This is a genomic window from Rhodanobacter sp. UC4451_H18 (assembly GCF_052978225.1).
The window spans coordinates 3,573,172-3,596,170 of record NZ_CM129663.1; the positions used below are offsets into that span (position 1 = coordinate 3,573,172).

The window sequence follows — 22,999 nt, forward strand, 5'->3', positions numbered from 1 at the left end:
GACCACGCTGGGTCGAACTGGCCCGCCCGGAGGACTGCTTCCGGCCGAGGGGCTAGCGTTCGTAGTGCCCCAACGACCGACCACTCCCGCTGCACAGCGGTTGTTTATGAGATGCAGCTCCACCGTCCGCTCTGGCCGAGGTGTTCGCAATCGGATCGCGCTTGGAGCGATAGCTCAACTCAGAAACCTGCCGCTGGTCCGCCTAGACGACGAATGTCTCTTGTGGGTCGAACAGCGTCCGTCGGGCATCATTCACCAGTCGACGAATCAAACGAACGGCGGCCAACGGTCAGTGACCGGCCAGAAGCGGTCACTCAGCTGTCGCCATTGGGCCGGAGGCGCGGGCCGCGCGTATCGGGCATGATGTCTGCCTGTCTCCGTGGTCCTAACTCCATGCCCTTCAATTTCTTAATTCCGACGCACGACAATGACGAGCCCGTCGAAATCACCATTGAGCAAGGAACATCCGTTGTTTTCGTCGGTGCCAATGGGGGCGGTAAGACCCGTCTTGCCGTCCACATAGAAACTGCGATTGGCGAGCACGTCCACCGGATATCAGCGCATCGCGCATTGGCGTTGAACCCGGGAGTTCCGAAGATCAAAGAGAGCCTGGCATTGAAAGGCCTACGGTATGGCTTTGCCAACGACGGTGCCGGAGTCAATCATCGCAATGGCCATCGCTGGGTGCAAGGTCAGCAGGCCGTCGCGCTATTGAACGATTTTGACTTCGTCGTCCAAGCGCTATTTGCCGATCAGTCCCGCGTCGCCTTATCTACCCATGACAACGCGCGTGCTGGTATCACGCATGAGGCTAAAGCTACGAAGTTCGAGCGGTTGAAGGTGATTTGGCAACATCTGTTACCACATCGTGAGCTCGTGATTAGCGGGGATGACATCCAAGTCCGTGCGCCCGGCAGCACCGATCTATACAGCGCGGCTGATATGAGCGATGGCGAACGTGCCATTTTTTACCTGATCGGCCAAACACTGGAGGCAGCGGAAAATTCTCTTCTCGTAATCGACGAACCCGAGCTGCACGTACACCGGTCGATCATGAACAAGCTTTGGGACCAGCTGGAAAATGCACGACCCGACTGCGCATTGGTGTTCATCACACATGACTTGGAGTTCGCAGCCTCGCGGACCGGCCAAAAATACGTGATACGCGACTATGCGTCGCCTCCCCCTCGATGGACCGTCGAGCCGGTGCCAGAAGATACGGGGTTCTCAGAAGAACTCACTACTCTGTTGCTGGGAAGTCGACGCCCCATCCTGTTCGTCGAGGGCGATCTGGAGGGGCTCGACAAAGCAGTCTACCGATGCGCGTATCGACAATGGACCGTAGTTCCCCGCGGCTCATGCAAAGACGTTATCCACGCTGTCACCACGATGCGCGCCAATGCCGCCTTTACGCGTATTCAGTGCGCGGGCATCGTCGATGCAGATGACTACGACGCCGCGGATACCGCGCGTTTTCAAGAACTAGGCGTAACCGTCTTGCCGGTTTCAGAAATCGAAAACCTCTTTTTGCTCCCCGAGATCAGTCGACAGATCGCGGTCGCTGAGCACCTTGCTGCCGATGACATTGAGACGCGTATTGAGGAGTTGCGGAACGAAATCCTAGCCGCGGCCGCTAAACCCGAAGTGATCGAGTCGGTTGTGCGGCGGCATACCCTAAGACGCATTGATCGTACGCTCAAAAACACCGACCTGAGCCACCAGCGCACGATTGATGAGATGGAAGCTAACTACCGGCAGCAGACCCAAAGCCTCGACATCCAAGCCATCGCCCAAGAGCGTCGGGACAAAATCAACGCGGCTATTAGTGATCGTGACCTTCCAGCTCTCTTGTCGCTGGTCGACAACAAGGGAATGCTAGCGCAAGCCGCCAGTCGCTTGAGGAACACTCGTCGAGATCAATTCGAGGCGTGGCTCATGCGGGTGCTTCTCAATGATCGGGCACCGGGGCTTGTCGCCGCACTGCATCACGCGCTCCCGCAAATTGCGGCAACCTGAGCAATTCACGACGCCAGAAATCGGGGTTAGGTTGGACTTCTCCCAATGACTGTAAAGGGTCGGTTTCCGCCGGTCGACATGGGCTTGCAACTGATGAGACTGGTTGGCGGGCTGGTCACTGTCGATTGGTCGTGTGATGTATTCGCCCCGGTGCACGCATGAGGTCTCACGACCAGCGTGAAACCCGGGCCTGGACGACGCACCAGAGCATGATTGGCCCGAGCTAGGCCATTCTGGATTACTAACTCTGGCTAGCGATCCACCGGCCAGCTAACCTTTTCTGGTCAATTCTTACCGCGCGCTCGAGCTTTGTTCCCGGTGTGGTGGTACGCCATCAGTGCTCCAGGTTGTCCTGGATTGGGTTACCCGTCTTTCGTGCCGGGCGACAGCGTACGTGCCCTTACGCATCCGCGGACCACTTCACTCCGTTCTCGTCGCGACCAGCGCTGGTCGTCATCTCGGCCGACTTGTCCGGGAAGTCCTTCTGGTTGGGCCAATCCCAAGCACCCGAGGCTCGCTTTAGGAGTCGGCCAAGTAGTGGGCGCTATCCACGCGTTGAGAAGGTCCTGTCGCTGAACTGTGGGTGCATTCGTGGCGGGCGTTTGGACGTCCAAACGGCGGCCTGTGCGGCGGTGTTTTATGGGGGGTGTCCAAGCGTTTTTCGGGGTTGTACCCGGGTCAAAACCCCCGTTTTATGGTGTCCAAGAAGTGTCCACGGCTCTCGGATTGTCAGGAATTGGCTGGGAAGCCTTGCTGCGACTAGCGCTGTTCACCACACCCATATTCTGGCGCATGAACGGGGTGTGCTTGGCGTGGTCGTCGTGACTCATGCAATCGGATCTGGAAGGGGAGCAGGCGCCCGGCCGGCGACATGCCCGCGGCCGGATTCCGGGGCGCGAGTCTGGCACGGAGTTCGTGCCCATGGTAACGGCGTGCGTGATCCCGCGCTGCGACTGCCGGTGAACACGCCGGTGCGGGCGGCGAGATTCAGGTCGGCAGGTCGGTGCTGCGCTGGACGCGCGGCGGTGCGTCGTGTTGCGCGCCCTCACCGCTGCGCTGGCGCATGCGCGAAGGACGCCGCGCGGGCATGCCCGGGCCGGCGAGCACGCGCGAGGCCATCCGCGGCGATGGCTGTTCCATCTCCCGCCGCCGACCCAGGCAAGCGGTGAACAGCGCATACATGGCCAGCAGCACGACGAAGGCCACCGCGTTGGCCAGCGCGCCGGCAAGCTGGTGGATGACGTGGCCCAGCACCGGCATGATCGCGGCGAACGCCACCAGGCAGATCAGCGTGTCGCGTGGCTTCAGGCCTGCATCCATCAGCAGGTGATGGATGTGGCCGCGATCGGCGGTGAACGGGGACTCGCCCCGGTGCAGGCGGCGGAACATCACGGTCAAAGTGTCGAACACGGGTAGCGCCACGCACCACAGCACCAGCCCGGGCGAGAGCTGCCGCGACTGGCCCTGGCTCATGCCGATCAGCGACCAGGCCAGCAGGTAGCCCAGCATGACGCTGCCGGCATCGCCCAGGAACACCTTGCCGACGCGTCCGAACAGACCCAGGTTGGCCGCCAGATACGGCACCAGTGCGGCAGCGATCACCGCCACCGCGGCGAACTGCAGGTTCGATCCGGTGTGGCGGCCGAGCAGCTCGATGCCACCGGCGGCGACCAGGGCCAGGCAGCCGGCCAATCCGTCGATGCCGTCGATGAGGTTGAACGCATTCAGCAGGCCGATCACCGCGACCACGGTGAACGGTATCCCCAGCCAGCCGAGCGTGAGCTCGTGGCCATGCACCATGCCCAGCGAACGGATGTAGACGCCCGAGCTGATGACCACGATGGCGATGGCGGCCAGCTCGGTGACCACGCGCACCCACACGCGCAGGTCGAGCAGGTCGTCGGCCACGCCGACCACCACCAGCATCAGCGTGGTCCAGATCACGGCGTCCTCGAACGGGGTGAATACATCCGCGTGCCACCACCCGGCCAGCATGCCGATGGCGATGGCCAGGCCGCCGACCAGCGGCGTGTCGAAGGCGTGCCGCTTGCGACCCTGGTCCGGGTAATCGACCAGGCCCAGGCGGCGACCGAGCGGCAGCAGTGCCATCAGCGAGACAGCCGACACGCCGGTGGCGATCGCGCAGCTTTCGAGTATCCGCGGGTCGAAGGTCATGGCAATCCTGCTTGTTCTTCGCGTCGCCGGCAGCCTCGATGCTTTCGCAAGCCCGGGTCGCTGCATCGTTCGGTGACGCTGCTCGGCCTGTTCGAGATGCCACACGAACGGCTCGGTGGAGGGGCATGCCGCATCGGCGAAGGGTCGACTCCGCGACCCTTCGCCGCCCAGCCCGGTCATTTGCTGTTGTTGAGGTAGTACTGGCTGGACGCCGTGGCGCTCAGCGCGCTGGTGAGCGGCAACAACTGGCTGGTGAAGCGATTCCAGCGAGTGATGCCGGCCGCGCTGGCGAACACCACGTCGCCCGGTTGCACCTTGAAACTGTCGGCCAGCGCGAACGCGGCAGGCGATTTCGCATCCAGCTCGTACACGGTCGGCCGCTGGTTGGGGTCCTCCTTGTGCAGCGCGCCGCGCACCACGTAGACCATGCCTCTGGAGGTGGTCTCGTTGAGGCCGCCGGCCTGTCCCAGCGCCTGGGTCAGGGTGAGGTTCGAGGTGTTGAAGCGCAGCGCCTGCGGGCGCAGCACTTCGCCCATCACGTAGACCTCCTGGTCGAAGTTGAACGGCACGAACACGCGGTCGCCCGGGCGCAGGTAGATCTTGCGGGCCAGCGCCTTGCCGTCGTGCGACGGGCTCAGGTCGAGGTGGTAAGACTCGTCTCCGCGCGTCAGCACCACGTTGGAGAGGTCGGCATTCTTGCTGTCCACGCCGCCCGCCACGCCGATCGCCTCGCCCAGCGTCAGCGGCACCGTGGTCACCGGCTGCGCGCCGGCCTTGACGAAGGCGCCTTCCAGCACCACGCGCTGGCTGCCGTAGCCGGCGACGCTCACGTCCACCAGCGGCGCCCGGATGAAGTGCGACAGCCCCGAGGTGATCGCCTGGCGCGCCTGCTCGATGGTCATGCCGGCCACCTTCACCACGCCGGCGTAGGGGAAATACAAGGTGCCGTCGGGCCGCACCAGCCGCTCGTTGGCGGCGGTTTCCTGCTGTTGGCCGGCGGGCGAGGTCAGCTCCGGGTGGTCCCACACGGTGATGTGCAGGGTGTCGCCGGGGCCGATCCGGTAGCCTTCCGGGCGATAGTCCAGCAGCGCCGGCGGCAGCGCCGAGGTCGTGTCGGCCGCCGCGTTCTGCTGCTGCGTCTGGACCAGGCTCGGCGTGATCGGCACCAGCGTCACGTAGCTGTTTTCGCCGCCGAGCGAGCTCTTCGACATCGACTGCCCCGGCGCCCAGACGCAGCCGGCGAGCGATGCCACCAGCAGCATGCCGGCCACGCTGCGCATCGACGCCGCGGCGTGCGCCCTGCCGCGCTTGCCCTGCGGGCGGATGTCGTTGCGGACCTGGCGGCGGGGCATCGTCGGAACTGCAGCAAGCGCACCTCGGTTCATGTCGGATTGCTCCTGTCATTCGGATCGGATAATGGCATTGATGCAATATCGAGCCGGCCCAATAATCCGCGCCGCGGATGATTTGTCCAGTGCATGGATTTATTGGATGTTCATTCACATGTCCCGGCAGTGAATCATTTCATCGGCATTTCACGTTTCAGTGCCGATGTCCGGGTTGACAATTCCGGCGCGCCGCGCGCAAATGCTTCCTTCGACAACGGCGCATTGCGTCATGTGGCTCTACCGTTCACGCCGGCCCTCGCGAGGCGGCGTGCCGCAAGAAATTGCGCTGCGGCCGCGGCGAAAGCCGGTATCCATGGCCTGAATCCGATCGCATCGAGGCCTCGTGCGGCAGCGAAGGATGGAGGCGGCAAAACTCCGGTGGGTGCGGCGGATATTCGGCGCGATGGCGCGTCGCATTTTGTTTCGATGGTGAGTGATCGATGCGCCAACTTGGCTGATTCATGAATGACGTGAATATCCGTTTCAAACCGGAATGTCTTCTGCATGAAATGCATGAGTAGATAATGGTTTCATATGGAACATTCACATTTTCAAGGTCCACTGTGGATGCGCCCGGGTAATCGCGTCGCCGATGCCGGCGAATGCCGGTTCCCGGGCATGGCCGTCCGCCGTGGCGTCCGCGTATCCAGCTTCGTTCCGGAGAGAGCCCCGTGAAAGCCATCAGTGGTCCCGCGATCCAGATCCAGCCCGACGACGAGATCGATCCCCGTGCCCTGGTGGGCACCTTGCTGGACCACAAATGGCTCATCATCAAGGCGACCCTGGGCGCCCTGGCGATCGGGCTCGCCTACCTGCTGGTGGCGACGCCGCAGTACGAGGCCAAGGCGATGGTGCAGGTGGAGCAGGCGCCGAGCTTGCCCGGATTGAACCTGGGCACGCAGCAAAGCAGCCCGTCGAGCCCCGCGGCGGCGGACGCCAAGGCGATCCTCACCGCGCAATCGGTGGTCGGCGAGGCGGTGCGCAACCTGCATCTCTATATCGACACCAGTCCCTATCGCGTGCCGGTGATCGGCGGTCTGGTCGCCCGGTTGCACGACCTGACCTCGGGCAACGAGGTCAACGCGCCCTGGTTCGGGCTGAACGGGTACGGATGGGGCGGCGCGCACCTGGACATGCCGCAGCTGAACGTGCCCGACCGGTTGCTGGGGGAGGACATGACACTGACCGCCGGCCCGGACGGCAGCTATGTGCTCACCGAGGACAGCGAGGTGCCGTTCTCGCCGGGGATGCAGTTGCTGCAGGGCCATGTCGGACGCGTGTCGAGCGGGTCGGGCGTGACCATGCTGGTCAAGAGCATGCGCGCCAACCCCGGCATGCGCTTCCACGTGGTGCGCAACGACGAGGTGACCACGATCGCCGGTATCCAGCAGGCGATCTCGACCAGCCAGCCGGTGCAGGGCTCCAACATCATCTCGCTGGCCTATGACAGCGCCGATCCGCACCAGGCGGTCAAGGTGCTCGAGCACGTGGTCAGCGCGTTCCTCGCGCAGAACGTGGGGCGCAATTCGGCCCAGGCATCCAGCAGCCTGAAGTTCGTGCAGCAGCAACTGCCCGACGTCAAGAAGAAGCTGGCCGACGCCCAGGCCGCGCTGGCCGCGTTCCAGCTCAAGGCCCATTCGGTGGATGTGCCGATGCAGACGCAGACGCTGCTGAGCGAGATGGCCACGATCAACAACAACATCGACCAGCTCAACATCCAGAAGGCGGAGGTGCAGCGCCTGTACACGCCGCAGCATCCGGCCTACAAGGCGATCATGCAGCAGATCGGGCAGCTCCAGGCGCAGCGCGCCGCGATCGACAAGCGGATGACCACGTTCCCCGACACGCAGCGCCAACTGCTGCGCCTGACCGGCGACGTGCAAGTGCTCAACAACACCTATACCGGGCTGCTCAACGAGGCGCAGCAACTCGAACTTGCGCAGGCGGGCACGGTGGGCACCGCGCGCGTGGTGGATGCGCCTTCGGTCGACATCACCCACCCGGCCAAGCCGCGCAAGCTGCTCACCCTGATGGGCTGCGCCTTTCTCGGCGGGTTCCTGGCGGTGGCGTACATTTTCTTGCAGCAGATGTTCCGGCGCGGCCTGGAAGACCCCGCCGAGATCGAACAGCTCGGCGTGGAGGTGTATTCCGCGATTCCGTTGAGCGAGCAGCAGATCGAGCTGTCGCAGCATCGTCGGCGCCTGCTCGGCAAGGGGCGCTCCGCGCTGCTGGCGCTGGCGGCCCCCGACGACGTGGCGTCCGAGGCCATGCGCAGCCTGCGCACCAGCATGCGCTTCACCCAGCTCGGCGCCAGCGACAACCGCTTGATGGTCTGCGGCTCCAGCTCGCAGGCAGGCAAGACCTTCGTCTCGTCCAACCTCGCGGCGGTCAATGCGCAGGCGGGCCTGCGCGTGTTGCTGATCGACGCCAACATGCGCGATGGCGACCTGCACCAGGTACTCGGCGTGCGCGCGGACGGCGGCCTGTCCGAGCTGCTGGCCGGCGAGCTGGAGGTGGCTGAAGCCATCCGCCCGATCACCGGCCTGGGCGGCGAGCTGGATTTCATCCCGCGCGGCAGCAAGCCGTCCAATCCGTCGGAGCTGCTGATGCAGCCGTACTTCGGCGCGCTGCTACGGCGGCTTTCGCCCGCCTATGACCTGGTGGTGATCGACAGCCCGCCGATCCTGGCGGTGACCGACGCGGCCATCATCGGCCATCACGTGGGCACCAGCCTGCTGGTGGTGCGCTACGGGCTCAACCAGTCGCGCGAGGTCGAGCTGGCCATACAGCGCTTCCGCCAGGCTGGCGTGTCGATCAAGGGCGTGGTGTTCAACGGCATGGAGAAGCGAAGCAACGGCTTTTCCACCTACGGGTTCCTCGGATACGGCTTTGCCCAATGATCCGCGCCGAGATCAGCGACTTGGCTGAGCCGGTGCCGCGGCCGTCGAACCGCGACGGGTCCGGCTCGCGCCGTCGGCCGGGTTTCGGCGCGGATACGTCTTTCCGCGCGGCGGTGCGGGAGATGGAGGCGGTCGGCCTGCGCGTGCGCACGCAGCCGCATGCCGGCTCCGCGCCGTACGGCGTGTTGTCCGGCCGCACCGGTTCGCGCTTCTTCCTGCTGCCGCTGCGTCCGCGTGCGGTCAGCACCGGTGCGCTGGCCCTGGTGCAGCCGGTGCGGTGGGTGCCGCGCGCGGTCAAGGGCGTGGCCAGCGTCGGCGCGCGGCTGGGACTGGGGCCGCTGTTGCCGCACAAGGTGCATGTTTCCGGGGTGGGCGACCTGGCGCGCATGGCGGATGCCGGTGCCCGCCACGGCGCCTTCCTGACCGGCACGCCCGGCCCGCATCGCAAGCTGAGCGTGCAGCTGATGGACGACGCCGGCCACATTCGCGCCTACGCGAAGGTGTCGCTCGTGCCGGCGGTGCAGGTGCTGCTTCAGCGCGAAGCGCAGGTGTTGCGCCTGCTTGCGGCGATGGACCTGCGCTCGGCGTGGCTGCCCTGCGTGTTGCGCAGTGAAGTGCGCGGCGGCACCGCGATCCTCGCCACCGATGCGGTGCGGACGCCTGCCGCCCGCTGCCTGACCGACCTCGATGCCTTGCACCTGGATTTCCTGCAGGAACTCGCTGCGCGCACGGCGTCGTCATGGGCTCGCAGCGGAGCCTCGCTGCTGGACGAATGGAGCGCACGCCTTGCGCAACTAGGTGACGCTCTGGCGCCGCCGTGGCGACAACGCCTGGATCGCGCGATGGCGGTGCTGGCGGCGGAGCCGTCGCTGATCGCATCCCGCGGCCTGGCCCATGGCGACTTCACGCCGGTCAACTGCTTCCGGCAGGACAGCCGCCTGTGCGTCTTCGACTGGGAATACGCCGGCGCCGCGTATCCGGCCGACCACGACCTGATCTGCCTGCTCGACGCGGTGGCGCGGCTGGGCGGCGATGCGCCGGCCGCGCGGGCGCAGGGACTCGAACAACGGTTGATGGGCGAGCTGGGACGCTCGCGCAACGAAGCCAATCGACGCCTGATCGCCTTCCACTGCGTGCACGCGCTGCGCAGCCTGGAACGGCAGCCGTCGCAGGCGGATACCGGCTTGGACTGGTACGGCGCCGACGAGGCCGCGCGCACGCTCGATGCGCTGCTGGCGCGGGCGTCCGCCTCGTGAGCGCGTCCAGGGATGCCTCGGTGGAAGCCATGAATGACACCGCCGCCGCCCGCACGATCGGCTCGCTGCCGGCACTGCACGCGTCCAGCTTGCAGCTGCTCAAGCGCGGCGCCTCCGGTGCGTTCCTCGTCACCGTCGGCGGCACCGGGCTGAGCTTTCTGGCCAACCTGGTGATGGCGCGGGTCATCGGGCGGCACGAGTTCGGCGTCTACGCGCTGATGTTCAGCTGGGTCAGCGTGCTGGCGGTGATCGCGCAGGCCGGCCAGGACATCAGCATGATCCGGCTGCTGCCGTCCTATATCCGCGAAGGTGCGTGGGGCAAGGTGCGCGGCCTGCGGCGGGGCGTCGGCATGATCGTGCTGGCCACCAGCTGCTGCATCGCGCTGGGCGGCTGCGTGGTGGTGCACGTGCTCGGCGCGGACCAGAGCGCGAGCTGGCGGCACACGTTCTACATCGGCTTCGCGATGTTGCCGGTGTTGACCCAGCTGCAGCAGAGCGGCGCGTTGCACCGGGCGTTCAAGCGACCGGTGGTCAGCGGGCTGTATCAGACGCTGGGGCGTCCGCTGCTGCTGATCGTGCTGCTCGGCGTGCTGGTGTCGAGCGTGCGCGAGATCGATGCGCCGTGGGCGGCGGCCGCGTCGCTGGCGGCGGCGGCGCTGGCGCTGGCCGGCTCGGCGCGGCACCTGCAGCGCAGCTGGCCCGAGGCGGGCAGGGCGGCGGCACCCACCTACGAAATCCGCCGCTGGCTGGCCGTCGGCTCGCAGATGTCGATGCTGTCGATCATCGCGGTCTCAGGCAGCCGCCTGGACGTGCTCATCCTCGGCGCGTTGATGGGTCCCGGCGACGTCGGCCCGTATTACGCCGCGGTGCGCATGGCCGGCTTTGCGCTGTTCGTGCAGAGCGCGGCCAACGTGGTGCTCGCGCCGATGATCGCCGAGCGCTACGACGCGCACGACATGGGCGGGCTGCAATTGGTGGCCACCCGCGCGGCGCGTTTCTCCTTCGCCGGTGCGCTCGCCGTGAGCCTGGGCTTCGGCGTCGCCGGGCACTGGTTGCTGGGGCTGTTCGGCCCGGGCTTCGACGCGGCCTATGTGCCGTTGCTGATCCTGCTGTGCGGCTACTGCGCCACCACGTCGCTGGGCGAGGTCGGCTTCATGTTGTCGATGACCAGGTTCCAGCGGCGGGCCTCGATGCTGGTGCTGGTGGGCGTGGCCGCCAATGCGGCGGTGGCATGGCTGCTGGTGCCCAGCCTCGGCGCGACCGGCGCGGCGATCGGCGCAGTGGCGTCGCTGCTGGTCTGGCGCGCTCTGGCATGGCGCGCGGTGCGCGCGCGACTGGGCATCGATCCGTCGATCTTCGGCGTACCGGCAAAGGGGGTGCCGCGATGAGGGTGGCGCTGGTCATTCCGACGATGGGCGGCGGCGGCGCCGAGCGCGTGATGGCTGCCCTGGCCAATGCGTGGGTGGCCGACGGCGCGGCCGTGACCCTGATCACGCTGGCGCGCAGCCATGGCGACAAGTACCCGCTGCACGCGGCGGTGCAGCGGGTGGGGCTGGACGTGGCGGCGCCCTCGCCGCATGCGTTGGTGGCGCTGCGCAGCAATGTGCTGCGGCTGCGCGCGCTGCGCCATGCGCTGCGCGCGGCGCGGCCCGATGTCATCGTCAGCTTCACCACCACCACCAACCTGATGGTGGTGCTTGCCGTCACCGGCTGGCGCGTGCCGGTGATCGTTTCGGAGCGGGTGTTCGTCGCGGCGCATCCGCCGCGGGCGCCCTGGCGGCTCCTGTACCGCGTGCTCTGCCGTCGCGCCGCCGCCGTGGTGGCGCAGACGCGCCGCGGCGCCGACGACCTGGAGGCGCGCCTGCAACGTCCGGTCGAGGTGATCCCCAACCCGGTACGCGAGCTGCCGCTGGCCGGCGCGCCTCGGACCCCGCGCGGGCCAGGGCGCATCGTGCTGGCGTCCGGCCGGCTGGAGGCGCAGAAGGGTTTCGACATCCTGATCGGCGCCTGGGCCACGCTCGCCGCGACGCACCCGCACTGGCGCCTGCGCATCACCGGCGAAGGCTCGATGCGTGCGGCGCTGAACGAACAGATCGACCGGCTCGGCCTCGGCGCCAGCGTGGAGCTGGCCGGGTTCGACGACGACCTCGCCGGTGCGATGCGCGAGGCCGACATCTTCGTGCTCTCCTCGCGTTTCGAGGGCATGCCCAATGTGCTGCTGGAGGCGATGTCGCTGGGCCTGGCCTGCGTCAGCACCGATTGCGAGACCGGTCCGCGCGAGATCATCGAGCACGGCAGCAACGGCTGGCTGGTGCCGGTGGCCGATGCGCCCGCGCTGGCCGCCGGGCTCGGCACGCTGATGCACGACGAGGCGCTGCGGCGGCGCCTTGGCGCACGCGCCATCGAGGTGCGCCACACCCATTCGCTGGCCTCGGTGTTCGCCCGCTGGCAGTCGCTGGTGACGCGCGTGGCGGCGCAGTGCCCGGTGCGCGTGCGCGCGACTGTGCCGTCGAACGGCGCGGACGACGCGCGCAAGCCGCGCGTGCTGTTCCTGATCCGTTCGCTCGGCCGTGGCGGCGCCGAGCGGCAGCTGGCGACGCTGGCGATCGGCCTGCGCCGCGACGGCTGGGAGGTGGCGGTGGCCTGCTTCTACGCCGGCGGCCCGTTCCAGCACGAGCTGGAGCGCGGCGGCGTGCCGATCATCGACCTGCACAAGCGCGGGCGCTGGGACGTGGCCGGTTTCCTGTGGCGCCTGGCGCGCGCCTTGCGCGGGTACCGGCCGGACATCGTGCACGGCTACCTCACCGTCGGCAATCTGCTGTCGCTGTTCGCGCCGCTGGCCAGCCCGGGTTCGCGCGTGGTCTGGGGCGTGCGCTCCTCGTTCATCGACCGGCAGCGCTACGACTGGATGTCGCGCGCCACCTTTGCGCTGAGTTGCCGCATGGCGCGCCGCGCGGACCGGATCATCTTCAACTCCCGCGCCGGCTCCACGCTGCATGGCGCGCAGGGTTATCCCGCCGACCGGCTGGTGGTGATCGCCAACGGCATCGACACCGGACACTTCCGCTTCGACGCGGCCTCGCGCGCGCGGATGCGGCGCGCGTGGGAGGTGCCCGACACTGCGCTGCTGGTGGGGCTGGTCGGGCGGCTCGATCCGATGAAGGACCACCCGACCTTCCTGCAGGCGATCGCGGGGCTGGCGCACGATGCGCGCTGGCGTTTCGTCTGCGTCGGCGGCGGCGATTCGGGTTACGCCGAGCAACTGCAGGCACTGGCGCGCGGGCTGGGGCTGGCCGAGCGCCTGGTCTGGGCCGGCCCGTGCGAGGACATGGCCGCGGCCTACAGCGCGATCGACATCCTGGCGTCCTCCTCGCGCGGTGAAGGCTTTCCGAACGTGGTCGCCGAGGCGATGGCGTGCGGACGGCCGTGCGTGGTCACCGACGTCGGCGATTCGGCAGATCTGGTGGGGGACACCGGCATCGTCGTGCCGGCCGGTGACCCGGTGGCGCTGCGCGACGGCATCGCGCGGATGCGCGAGCGGATGGCGCGCGATCCGTTCGCGGCGGCGCACGCTGCACGCACGCGCGTCGTCGACCAGTTCAGCACTGCGCGGCTGGTCGGCCATTCGGAGCGCGTGCTGGAAGAGGTGCATCGTCGCCACTGCACGCTGGGCGGGGCGACGTCGTGAACGCCCGCTTCCTGCCGCGCACGCCGGTGGACCTCCTGTTGGCAGCCTTCGTGCTGTGGTTCGGCAGCGATGCCAGCGATTTCCTGTTCACCACGCGCGGCCTCAAGCCGCTCTATTCCTACGTGGCGGTGATCGGCTTTGCCGCCTTCTATGCGGTGGCCCAGGGCGCGGCGGCGCAGTCGCTGGCCATCCTGCGCGACGGCGGCACGCGTCGCTTCGTCATCTGGCTGCTGCTCTACATCGTGTATGGCGTGCTGATCTTCCTGCAGTCCTCGCAGAGCCATACCGCGTTGCAGGCGCTGATCACGCTGATCGAGATGGCGGCGATCGGCATGGCGTTCGCCACGCTGATGGTGCATCCGCGGCGGTTGCACATGCTGGGCGGGATGTTCCTGCTGCTGGCCCTGTTCGCCGCCGGCATGAACCTGCTCGATTTCATCCATCCGCGGTTCTCCAACGTGCCCGGGCGCGCGGCCGGGCTGTACATCAACCCCAACGTGGCCGGCTATGCGCTCGCGCTGGTGATGTTGTGCGGCATGGACAGCGTGCCGGCGCGCTTGCGCTGGCTGTTCGTGCTGGTCTGCGGCGTCGGCGTGCTGGTCACGTTCTCGCGATCGGCGTGGATCATGTGGGGCGTGGCGCTGATCTGGCTGGGCCGGCACGATCGCACGCACGGCGCGAAGTGGAAGCTCGCCGTGATGACGCTGTCCACGCTGGCCGGCATCGGCATCCTGCTGTCCCTGTTCAGCGGCGAGCTGGGCGAACTGCTGGCCGGCACGTCGTTCGCCCGCTATCTCGATCCGAACACGCTGGCGCGCATGGGCGTGGGCGGCTCCTCGCTGTCGGGCGATTCGGCTGCCACCCGCATGGACCTGGTCTGGTTCTCGCTGCACGAGGCGGCGCGGAGCCCGCTGTTCGGGCATGGCAGCGGCTATGTCTACGAGTGGGCGTTTCCGGTCGGGCCGCACGACATGTACCTGCGTTTCCTGGTCGAGGGCGGCGTGTTCGGGCTGGCTTTCTACCTGGCCTTGCTGGTCGTGTTGTGGCGGGCCACGTCGGGGCTGCAGCGCGTGCTGGTGTTGCAACTGGTGATCGCCAGCTTCTTCTCGCACAACCTGCTGGAAAGCCCGACGATCATCCTCGTCATCAGCTTCATGCTTGCGCGGCAGGCGCTGGAGAAACGCGAGCTCGCGGTGACGCGGTGGTTGGCGTCGCCCCGCGTGGGGGTGCCGGCGTGAAGATCTGCCACGTCATCACCGGGTTGAACGCCGGCGGCGCCGAGATCGCGCTGTGTCGCCTGCTCGAATCATTGCCCGCCCCGGCGTACCGGCATGCGGTGGTGGTGCTGGGCGGCGAGGGGACGCTGAGCGCGCGCCTGGCCGAATCTGCCCGGGTGCACCACATGGGCATCCGGCCCGGCCGCGCCGGCCCCGGCGACGTGATGCGGCTGCGGCGATTGCTGGCGCACGAGTCGGCCGACCTGGTCCATGCCTGGATGTACCACGCGCACCTGCTCACCTCGCTGGCGCTGTGGGGGCAGTCCGTGCCGCACCTGTGGAGCGTGCACCATTCACTGACCGACCTGGCCACCGACAAGCCGCTGACGCGCGTGGTGATCCGCCTCAACGCGGTGTTCTCGACGCGGCCCAGCTGCGTGCTGTATGCCTCCCAGCTCAGCGCCTCGCAGCACGAGGACTACGGCTTCAGCCGCTTGCGCACGGTGGTGATTCCCAACGGTTACGACACCGGCGTGCTGGTGCCGGACCCGGCGGCGCGCGCGCGCATCCGCGAGGAGCTGGCGGTGCCGGGCGATGGCCTGGTGATCGGCATGGTGGCGCGCGTGCATCCGACCAAGGATCACGGCAACTTCCTGCACGCAGCGAAGCTGTTCCGGGAAAGCCATCCCGACAGCGTGTTCGTGCTGGTCGGCGACGGCGCGACCGCCGCGAATGCGGAACTCGCCAGCCAGGTCGACGCCTTGCAATTGCGCACCCATGTGCGCCTGCTCGGCCGGCGCCAGGACATCCCCGCGATCAACGCGGCGTTCGACATCGCCACCCTGGCCTCGCGCGGCGAGGCCTTCCCCAATGCGGTGGCCGAGGCGATGGCCTGCGGCGTGCCGTGCGTGGCCACCGACGTGGGCGATGTGCCGCTGATCGTGGCCGACACCGGTGTGGTGGTGCCGGCGCGCGATTCCGCCGCGCTCTGCGCCGGCTGGGCCAGCCTGGCCGCGCTGTCGCCGCGCGAGCGGCACCAACTGGGTCTGCGCGCGCGCCAGCGCATCGTCGACAACTACACGGCCAGGCTGCGCACGCGGCGTTACGCCGATCTGTATTCGTCCATCGTGCAGGAGCGACAAGCATGTGCGGAATAGCCGGCTTCTGGGATGCCTCCCACGCCTTCACCGCCGAAGACGGCGGCGCCATCGTGCGGCGCATGACCGACGCGCTGAGCCATCGCGGCCCGGACGACGACGGCCATTTCCAGGATGCCGCGGCAGGCGTGGCGCTCGGCCATCGGCGTCTTTCGGTGATCGACCCGACACCGGGTGGCCACCAGCCGATGACTTCGGCCAGTGGACGCTACGTGATCGTGTTCAACGGCGAGGTCTACAACCATCACCGCCTGCGCCGCGAGCTGACGCCGCTCGGCGCGACGTTCCGCGGGCACTCGGACACGGAGGTGATGCTGGCGGCGATCGAGCAATGGGGGCTGGAAGCGGCGGTCAGGCGCTTCGTGGGCATGTTCGCTTTCGCGTTGTGGGATCGCCGCGAGCGCACGCTCGCCCTGGTGCGCGACCGGCTCGGCATCAAGCCGCTCTATTACGGCTGGGTGGGTTCGCTGTTCGTGTTCGGCTCCGAGCTGAAGGCGCTGCGGCGCTGCCCGCGGTTCGCCAACCCGGTCGACCGCGACGCGCTGTGCCTGCTGCTGCGGCACAACTACATCGGCGCACCGCACGCCATCTACCGGGGCATCCGCAAGCTGCTGCCGGGCACCTGGCTGAGCGTGGACCAGGGGATGGCCGCCTCGCGCGTCGACGCGTCGACGCTCGCCACGCGGGCGCAAGTCTACTGGTCGGCCCGCGAGGTCGCGCAGGCCGGCGTGGCCGATCGCCTGCACCTGTCCGACGCCGCGGCCGCCGACGAGCTGGAGAAACTCCTGCTCGACGCGGTCGGCCTGCGCATGGAGGCCGACGTGCCGCTGGGCGCGTTCCTCTCCGGCGGCGTGGATTCCTCGCTGGTGGTGGCGCTGATGCAGGCGCAGTCGATGCGGCCGGTGCAGACCTTCTCCATCGGCTTCCACGAGAAGGGCTACGACGAAGCGGGTTACGCCCGCGCCGTGGCCGAACACCTTGGCACCGAGCACCACGAGTTGTACGTGACCGCGCGCGACGCGCTGGACGTGGTGCCGAAGTTGCCGTCGATGTTCGACGAGCCGTTCTCCGATTCCTCGCAGATACCGACCTACCTGCTGTCGCGGCTGGCCCGGCGCCAGGTGACGGTGAGTCTCTCCGGTGACGGCGGCGATGAGTTGTTCGGCGGTTACGAGCGCTATTTCAAGGCGCGCGCGATCGAGCGCGGCCTGGACTGGATACCGGCGGGGTTGCAGCGGCGGCTCGCGCGCTCGCTGTCGCATCGCGCCGGTTTCTACGAGTCGCTGCTCGCCGGCGCCAATCGCTGCGTACCGGCGCGCATCCGCCTGAAGCGGCCGCGCTCCAAGATCGGCGTGCTCGCCAGCATGCTCGACGCCGGGCCACAGGAGCAGCGCTATCGCCTGCTGATGTCGCATTTGCGCGATCCCGCTCGCGTGGTGCTGCACGGCGAGGAGCCGCCGACCGGGCTGAGCCACCCCGAGCTGGGGCCGCAGGTGCGGGAGGTGTTCGAGCGGATGATGTACAGCGACCTGGTCAGCTACCTGCCGGGCGACGTGCTGACCAAGGTCGATCGCGCCAGCATGGCGGTGAGCCTGGAGGCGCGCGTGCCGCTGCTGGATCACCGCGTGGCCGAGTTCGCCTGGCGCGTGCCGATGCGGCAGAAAGTGCGCGGCGGCGAGGGCAAGTGGCTGTTGCGCCAGGTGCTGTACCGGCACGTGCCGCGCGCGCTGATTGACCGCCCCAAGAAGGGCTTCGGCGTGCCGATGGGCGAGTGGCTGCGCGGGCCGCTGCGCGAGTGGGCCGAAGCGCTGCTGGAACCGGCACGGTTGCGCGAGGAGGGTTACTTCGAACCCGAATACGTGCGCGCGATGTTCGTCGACCACCTGGCGGGGCGGGTGCAGGAGGGCGGCCGGCTGTGGGACGTGCTGATGTTCCAGGCCTGGCTGCGGGAAACCCGGCAGCCGGACGCGCACCCGCGCGATGCGGTCGCGAACGCGTGCGGCTCGCACGCGCCGGCGGGCTTTTGACGTGGCATGGCGAGCTGACGACATGAACGGACAGAACGCAGCGTCCGAACGGGTGCCGCCGACCGGCTCCGCGGGGTGGCTGGCCGAGCTTGCCTTCACGCCACGCAAGGAATCCTGGGTGGCCTCGTCGGCGGACCGCTTCTACAAGATATTCCGCCGCAGCGACGACCCGCTGCGCGACTGGCTGGACCCGACGTGCATGGAAAAGGCCGGCCGCGAGTACGCCGACGCGCTGCTGCTGCGGGAGCTGAGCGAACACGTCTGCACGCCGTTGCGGCTCGACCATGCATGCGTGGTCTATCCGCGACTCTCCGGGCCGGACCTGCGCCCGATGCTGCAGCAGAAGCACGGTGCCTTCGGCGCGCGGCATCGAGCGCAAGCCTTGCGCAAGGCGATGGTGGTGCTGGCGCAATTGCATCGCGCGCGCTCGAATCCGGCCGGCTACCCGGCCAAGGACTACCTGCACGACGGCTACCTGGTGCCCGACGCGGAGGTCGCACGGCGCATCGGCGAACGCGAGCGCACGCTCTTCATCGGCGGTTTCGAAGTGCGCAATTTCCGCTACGACGAGGAGCGCGAGGACTGGTTGTTCTTCGACCCGCAGCACGTCTACCTCGGCATGCCGGAGGACGACGTGGCGCGGTTCGTGATCTCCCTGCTGATGATCAACTGGGGGCAGGGCGGCGGCGTCACGCTGTGGCAGGGATTCGACGTGGAGGACCTGCTCGCCGCCTACGAGGATGCTGCCGGCTTCCTGCTCGACGGCACCCTGCTCACTTATTTCCTGCGCGAGACGATCGCCATGCGTCGACATTTTGCGCAGAAGGCGCTGCGCAACATGGCGGGCGCCAGGCGGGTCATTGGCCGACCGTATCTGGCCGGCTATTTCATGCAACTCAACCACTGGGCCGCAAACCATGAATTTTGACTATGAGCGCGATACCCGCGGCTTCTATCAGAACGACGATACGGCGCGGCGTTACCACCAGATGTTCATGTCGCCGAAAGGGTGGCGCAATCTTCCCTCGCGGCTGGTCGCGCGACGCGAGCGGCGAGCCATCGAAACCCTGCTCGACCAGGTGCCGCACCGCACCGCGCTGGACCTGCCGGCCGGCACCGGCAAGCTCGCCGGCATCTTCGCCGCGCGGGGTACGCGCGTGGTGGCCTCGGACATCTCCGCCAGCATGCTGAAACTGGCCGAGGCCGAATACGCTCGCGCCGGCTGCACCGATGCGCGCTTCCAGGTGGAGGACGCGACCGACCTGGCGCGCTTCCGCGAAGGGTCGTTCGACGTGGTGGTGTGCCTGCGGCTGATGCACCGCGTGCCTTCGGGTCTGCGCCGGCGGATGCTGCGCGAGTTCGCCCGGATCGCGCCTTGCACCATCGTCTCGTACGGGATCGAAACCGGTTTCCACAAGAAACGGCGTGAACTGCGCGCGGCGGTGTTCGGCGGCGGGCGGGACCCGCTGTGCTTCTGCAGCGTCCGGCAGGCGCATGCCGAGCTGTCAGCGGATTTCGAGGTGCTCCGGCAAATATGGATCGCGCCTGCGCTGTCGCAGGAGATAGTGTTCCTGTTGCGCTCCCGGCGCGGCCGGGCCGGCGTGTTCGGCGCAGCCGACGCACCGGGTTCCACGCCATGAGGGGGGTGCATGCGTCGCCGCGCGCAACGCGGGCGTTGCTCGGCGCGGTCGCGCTGCTGCTGTTCGCAGCCAGGCCCGTCAGCGCAGGCTGCCCGAAACTGCTGATGTTCGACGGCACCAATTTCCACACCCAGGCGACCGACGGGCAGGCTGCCTATTGGGGCGACACGGTCGGCGTGCAGGGATTCTTCGTCAACCGCGTCATGGCCTCCTGGCAGGACGATGTCGGCACCCGCACGGACAGCAAGTTGTGGCGGCAACTGGGCCTGTTCCAGTCCGTCTATGCCCGCCACGGCGTGACCGACAACTTCATCAAGGTGGCGTTGTACAAGCCGATCGACTGGCATGACCCGGATGGGTTGAAACAGGTGGTGCGGAACTTCTCGCACGCCGCGGCGCTGGCGCGGCATGCAGGGCTCAAGGGCATCGCGATCGACCTGGAGCCGTACGAGCCGACCTGGGTCGACAGCGGCGAGCTGTCCGCCACCGTGCAGGCCGAGGCAAGCGCGATCGCCGAGGCCATGCGGGCGGCCTATCCGCAGATGACCCTGGTCGTCATCAAGGACGCGCTTCACCAGAACTATCCGCGCACGCCGCTCGACGAACTGGTCTCGAAGTTCGGCACCGATCCGGGCCCCTCGCGTCATTTCTGGCATGGCGGCTATGCGCTGGCCATCCCGTTCCTGCACGGGTTGCTGTCGGCGAACTGGGCGCATGTGGTGATTGCGACCGAAGTCACCTACGACGGCTCGGACATGGCCACGCCGGTACGCCAGACGCAGCGCAACTACGACGTCTTCATGGGCGCCGAACAGGCCAGTCGCAGCGACCTCAGCGTGGCTCCCGGACTGTGGCCGCTGGGGCATTCCTACACCGACAAGTCCGCCCGCGATACGCCGCAGGCATTCGCCGAGCACCTGCGGTCCGCCTACAGCGCGGCGGAAGACTACGTGTGGATCTACGGCTACGGCAGCGCGTGGCAGACCGACGGCCCCTATGGCGGCGCGCCGGTCACCGCCGACTTTCCGCAGTACACCGCCGCCATCCATGCGATGCGCGCGTCCTGCACGGCGAGCGCTGCCGACCCGCTGGCGCAAAGGCAGGCACACTGAGGAGGCTCGATACCCACCGTGAAGATCGTCTTTTTCGCCAACACCGACTGGTACCTCTACAACTTCCGCCGCTCACTGGCGCTGGCCGCGCAGTCCAGCGGCTACGAGGTGCTGCTGGTGTCGCCGTCCGGCGCGTACGGCGAGCGGCTGCGCGGCCTTGGCCTGCGCTGGCAGCCGCTGGCAGGGATGGATCGGCGCAGCCTGAATCCCGCCCGCGAACTGCAACTGCTGGCGAGCCTGGTGCGGCTGTTCCGGCGCGAGCGCCCGGCGCTGATGCATGGCTTCACGATCAAGTGCGCGGTGTACGGCTCGCTTGCCGCGCAGTTCGCCGGCGTGCCGGCGCGGGTGAATGCGGTGGCCGGGCTGGGCTACGTGTTCGCCAGCAACGACCGCAAGGCGCGCTGCCTGCGGCCGGTGGTGCGCGCGGCGCTGCGTCTGGCCATGCGCGGGCGGCGTACGCGGCTGATCCTGCAGAATCCGGACGACGAAATGATGTTTCGGCAATCGGGCCTGATCGGTGCCGATCGCATCGACCTGATCCCGGGCTCGGGTGTGGACTGCACGCGGTTCAGTCCGCGCGCGAACGCAGACGGTCCGCGCAGGCCGCAACCGTGCGTTTTGCTGGCCGCGCGACTGCTGTGGGACAAGGGGGTGGCCGAATACGTCGAGGCGGCGCGCCTGCTGCGCGGGGCCGGCCGCCGCATCCGCTTCCTGCTCGCCGGCATGCCCGATCGGGGCAATCCGGCGGCGGTGCCGGAAGCCACGCTGCAACAGTGGGTGGAGGAAGGCGTGATCGAGTGGCTGGGGCACGTGGACGACACCAGCGAGCTGTTCCGTTCGGTGGACATCGTGGCGCTGCCCACGTACTACCGCGAAGGCCTGCCGAAATCGCTGATCGAGGCCGCCGCCTGCGCGCGACCGTTGATCACCACCGACATGCCGGGCTGCCGCGAGGTAGTGACGAACGAGGTCGATGGCCTGCTGATTCCGCCGCATGACGCCGCCGCGTTGGCGCGCGCCATCGCCCGCCTGGTCGATGCGCCCGAACTGGCCGCCCGCCTGGGCGCCGCCGCGCGGGCCAAGGTACTGGCGAATTTCGACGAACGCCTCGTCATCGAACGCACGCTGGCGGTATACCGCGAACTGCTGCAGCCCGACCGCATGGCGCACGCCGCCGCCGTCGACTGACGGCTCGCCTGATCCCTGCGCGGGGTATCGGCTGCGCGCAGATGACCCGCTGCGCGCGTCGGATTTCGCGGCGCGGTGCGCTTGCGCAACCGGCAGGGTGACCGTCATCAGGGGAGACGTGCACGCGCGCACGGTGGTCATGGCCTGGAATGTGCTTGAATCCCCTGCAGGCTCTGCCGAGCCGGCCATCCGTCGCGCCACCGGACGGGTGAGCGACCATTCCATGTCCACAAGCGACGCCACGCGTCCGCGATTGCTGCAACCGGGAACCATACCGATGACCCTCACCAGTCTTGGCATCCTGCTCATTGTCAACGGCGTGCTGCTGTGGGCCATCATGGCCGCGCTTCACCGTCACACGGTGGCGCTGAAAAACCTGCAACTGCAGATGGAAACCCTGCTTGGCCGACACGGCGCCGACGCGGGCGGCGAGATTCCGGCAGTCCGCCCCCGGGATGCCGGAAAGCCGCCGTCCCGGTCGCGGCCCGAGTCGGTGGACTCCTCGACACGCTGAATGGCTCGCGCCGACGTGCGACTCGCCGTCTTGGCGTGGTCGCGCGGAACGGGTAGAACGGTGCCGTTCGCGCGTGGCGACGACCACGCCCCATCCCCGGAGCCCCGTATGGATATGCCGTCCGTTCCCACCGATGCCGAACTGCTGGCGCTGGCCGGTGAGGTGGCCGTGGAAGTGCAGCGCTGCCGCTTGATGCTGGTCACGGCCGAATCCTGCAGCGGCGGCTGGATCGCCAAGACGCTGACCGACCTGCCGGGCAGTTCGGCCTGGTTCGACGCCGGCGTGGTCACCTACAGCTACGAGGCCAAGGAGGCCCTGCTCGGGGTCAACCCGCGCACGCTGGAGCATGCCGGCGCGGTCAGCGAAGAGACCGTGCTGGAGATGGTGGCCGGCGCGCTGGCGCGCTTCGGTGCCGGCGTGGCGGTAGCGGTGACCGGCATCGCCGGCCCGACCGGCGGCATGCCGGGCAAACCCGTCGGTACGGTCTGGATCGGCTGGAAACGCCGCGGCGGTTACGCCCATGCGCGGATGTTCCATTTTTCCGGCGATCGCGAGGCCGTGCGCCGGCAAACCGTGGCGGCGGCGCTCGAAGGCTTGCGGAAAACCCTGACGGAATGAGGCGCCGCGCGCTGCCGGACCGGCTTGACGAGTGTGGGATACTGCACGTTCCGATCATGGCCCGTTGCCGCGCGCGGCCGAGCCCGCATGATCGCAACCCGTG

General features: G+C 68.0%; 17 protein-coding genes. 15 read left to right on the forward strand and 2 right to left on the reverse strand.

Annotated features, from left to right (window positions below; all coding sequences use genetic code 11):
• Positions 1-393: 393 nt before the first annotated feature.
• Entirely contained in the window at positions 394-2,016 is a 1,623-nt protein-coding gene (locus ACVCMG_RS15955; protein ID WP_447114533.1) for an AAA family ATPase, read from the forward strand.
• A 987-nt stretch (positions 2,017-3,003) separates the two neighbouring features.
• On the opposite strand, the gene ACVCMG_RS15960 is transcribed toward ACVCMG_RS15955, so the two are convergent.
• Both ACVCMG_RS15960 and ACVCMG_RS15965 read right to left on the reverse strand, forming a co-directional pair.
• Positions 3,004-4,191, reverse strand: a complete 1,188-nt coding sequence (locus tag ACVCMG_RS15960) for an MraY family glycosyltransferase (protein WP_447114534.1) — start codon at positions 4,189-4,191, stop codon at positions 3,004-3,006.
• Between the two features lie 176 nt (positions 4,192-4,367).
• Positions 4,368-5,543, reverse strand: coding sequence for a polysaccharide biosynthesis/export family protein (locus ACVCMG_RS15965; protein ID WP_395119595.1), 1,176 nt, complete (start codon positions 5,541-5,543; stop codon positions 4,368-4,370).
• A gap of 126 nt (positions 5,544-5,669) precedes the next feature.
• Between ACVCMG_RS15965 and ACVCMG_RS15970 the strand changes: the two genes are divergently transcribed.
• From ACVCMG_RS15970 to ACVCMG_RS16035, 14 genes are all read left to right on the forward strand, one after another.
• Entirely contained in the window at positions 5,670-6,044 is a 375-nt protein-coding gene (locus tag ACVCMG_RS15970) for a hypothetical protein (protein WP_395119594.1), read from the forward strand.
• Between the two features lie 206 nt (positions 6,045-6,250).
• Entirely contained in the window at positions 6,251-8,479 is a 2,229-nt protein-coding gene (locus tag ACVCMG_RS15975) for a polysaccharide biosynthesis tyrosine autokinase (protein ID WP_447106447.1), read from the forward strand.
• Positions 8,476-9,735 (forward strand): phosphotransferase family protein, encoded by a 1,260-nt coding sequence (locus tag ACVCMG_RS15980; protein ID WP_447114535.1) that lies wholly within the window; start codon positions 8,476-8,478, stop codon positions 9,733-9,735. Before ACVCMG_RS15975 ends, ACVCMG_RS15980 begins: the two co-directional genes overlap by 4 nt.
• 29 nt (positions 9,736-9,764) lie before the next feature.
• On the forward strand, positions 9,765-11,123 hold the full coding sequence (locus tag ACVCMG_RS15985) for a lipopolysaccharide biosynthesis protein (protein WP_447114536.1): 1,359 nt from the start codon (positions 9,765-9,767) through the stop codon (positions 11,121-11,123).
• Positions 11,120-13,423 carry a glycosyltransferase gene (locus ACVCMG_RS15990; protein WP_447114537.1) on the forward strand — a complete coding sequence of 768 codons (2,304 nt, stop codon included), beginning with the start codon at positions 11,120-11,122 and terminating at the stop codon, positions 13,421-13,423. The genes ACVCMG_RS15985 and ACVCMG_RS15990 overlap by 4 nt, the downstream gene beginning before the upstream one ends.
• The gene (locus tag ACVCMG_RS15995; protein WP_447106443.1) at positions 13,420-14,661 is read left to right on the forward strand and encodes an O-antigen ligase family protein; all 1,242 of its coding nucleotides are present in this window, start codon (positions 13,420-13,422) and stop codon (positions 14,659-14,661) included. Before ACVCMG_RS15990 ends, ACVCMG_RS15995 begins: the two co-directional genes overlap by 4 nt.
• Positions 14,658-15,797, forward strand: coding sequence for a glycosyltransferase family 4 protein (locus ACVCMG_RS16000; protein ID WP_447106442.1), 1,140 nt, complete (start codon positions 14,658-14,660; stop codon positions 15,795-15,797). The genes ACVCMG_RS15995 and ACVCMG_RS16000 overlap by 4 nt, the downstream gene beginning before the upstream one ends.
• Positions 15,785-17,824 (forward strand): asparagine synthase (glutamine-hydrolyzing), encoded by a 2,040-nt coding sequence (gene asnB / locus ACVCMG_RS16005; RefSeq protein WP_447106441.1) that lies wholly within the window; start codon positions 15,785-15,787, stop codon positions 17,822-17,824. Before ACVCMG_RS16000 ends, asnB begins: the two co-directional genes overlap by 13 nt.
• Positions 17,825-17,846: 22 nt before the next feature.
• Positions 17,847-18,752 carry a hypothetical protein gene (locus tag ACVCMG_RS16010; RefSeq protein ID WP_447114538.1) on the forward strand — a complete coding sequence of 302 codons (906 nt, stop codon included), beginning with the start codon at positions 17,847-17,849 and terminating at the stop codon, positions 18,750-18,752.
• Entirely contained in the window at positions 18,685-19,464 is a 780-nt protein-coding gene (locus tag ACVCMG_RS16015) for a class I SAM-dependent methyltransferase (RefSeq protein WP_447114539.1), read from the forward strand. The genes ACVCMG_RS16010 and ACVCMG_RS16015 overlap by 68 nt, the downstream gene beginning before the upstream one ends.
• Positions 19,461-20,576 carry a hypothetical protein gene (locus tag ACVCMG_RS16020; protein ID WP_447114540.1) on the forward strand — a complete coding sequence of 372 codons (1,116 nt, stop codon included), beginning with the start codon at positions 19,461-19,463 and terminating at the stop codon, positions 20,574-20,576. Before ACVCMG_RS16015 ends, ACVCMG_RS16020 begins: the two co-directional genes overlap by 4 nt.
• 18 nt (positions 20,577-20,594) lie before the next feature.
• Positions 20,595-21,764, forward strand: a complete 1,170-nt coding sequence (locus ACVCMG_RS16025) for a glycosyltransferase family 4 protein (RefSeq protein ID WP_447114541.1) — start codon at positions 20,595-20,597, stop codon at positions 21,762-21,764.
• A gap of 277 nt (positions 21,765-22,041) precedes the next feature.
• Positions 22,042-22,278 (forward strand): hypothetical protein, encoded by a 237-nt coding sequence (locus ACVCMG_RS16030; RefSeq protein ID WP_395119582.1) that lies wholly within the window; start codon positions 22,042-22,044, stop codon positions 22,276-22,278.
• A 108-nt stretch (positions 22,279-22,386) separates the two neighbouring features.
• Positions 22,387-22,896 (forward strand): CinA family protein, encoded by a 510-nt coding sequence (locus ACVCMG_RS16035; RefSeq protein ID WP_395119581.1) that lies wholly within the window; start codon positions 22,387-22,389, stop codon positions 22,894-22,896.
• The last annotated feature ends 103 nt before the right edge of the window (positions 22,897-22,999 follow it).

Excerpts from the sequence above, each read along its gene's own strand:
- ACVCMG_RS15955 (WP_447114533.1), top strand. The coding sequence starts at position 394 with ATGCCCTTCAATTTCTTAATTCCGACGCACGACAATGACGAGCCCGTC.
- ACVCMG_RS15960 (WP_447114534.1), bottom strand. The coding sequence starts at position 4,191 with ATGACCTTCGACCCGCGGATACTCGAAAGCTGCGCGATCGCCACCGGC.
- ACVCMG_RS15965 (WP_395119595.1), bottom strand. The coding sequence starts at position 5,543 with ATGCCCCGCCGCCAGGTCCGCAACGACATCCGCCCGCAGGGCAAGCGC.
- ACVCMG_RS15970 (WP_395119594.1), top strand. The coding sequence starts at position 5,670 with ATGGATTTATTGGATGTTCATTCACATGTCCCGGCAGTGAATCATTTC.
- ACVCMG_RS15980 (WP_447114535.1), top strand. The coding sequence starts at position 8,476 with ATGATCCGCGCCGAGATCAGCGACTTGGCTGAGCCGGTGCCGCGGCCG.
- ACVCMG_RS15985 (WP_447114536.1), top strand. The coding sequence starts at position 9,765 with ATGAATGACACCGCCGCCGCCCGCACGATCGGCTCGCTGCCGGCACTG.
- ACVCMG_RS15990 (WP_447114537.1), top strand. The coding sequence starts at position 11,120 with ATGAGGGTGGCGCTGGTCATTCCGACGATGGGCGGCGGCGGCGCCGAG.
- asnB (WP_447106441.1), top strand. The coding sequence starts at position 15,785 with ATGTGCGGAATAGCCGGCTTCTGGGATGCCTCCCACGCCTTCACCGCC.
- ACVCMG_RS16010 (WP_447114538.1), top strand. The coding sequence starts at position 17,847 with ATGAACGGACAGAACGCAGCGTCCGAACGGGTGCCGCCGACCGGCTCC.
- ACVCMG_RS16020 (WP_447114540.1), top strand. The coding sequence starts at position 19,461 with ATGAGGGGGGTGCATGCGTCGCCGCGCGCAACGCGGGCGTTGCTCGGC.
- ACVCMG_RS16030 (WP_395119582.1), top strand. The coding sequence starts at position 22,042 with ATGACCCTCACCAGTCTTGGCATCCTGCTCATTGTCAACGGCGTGCTG.
- ACVCMG_RS16035 (WP_395119581.1), top strand. The coding sequence starts at position 22,387 with ATGGATATGCCGTCCGTTCCCACCGATGCCGAACTGCTGGCGCTGGCC.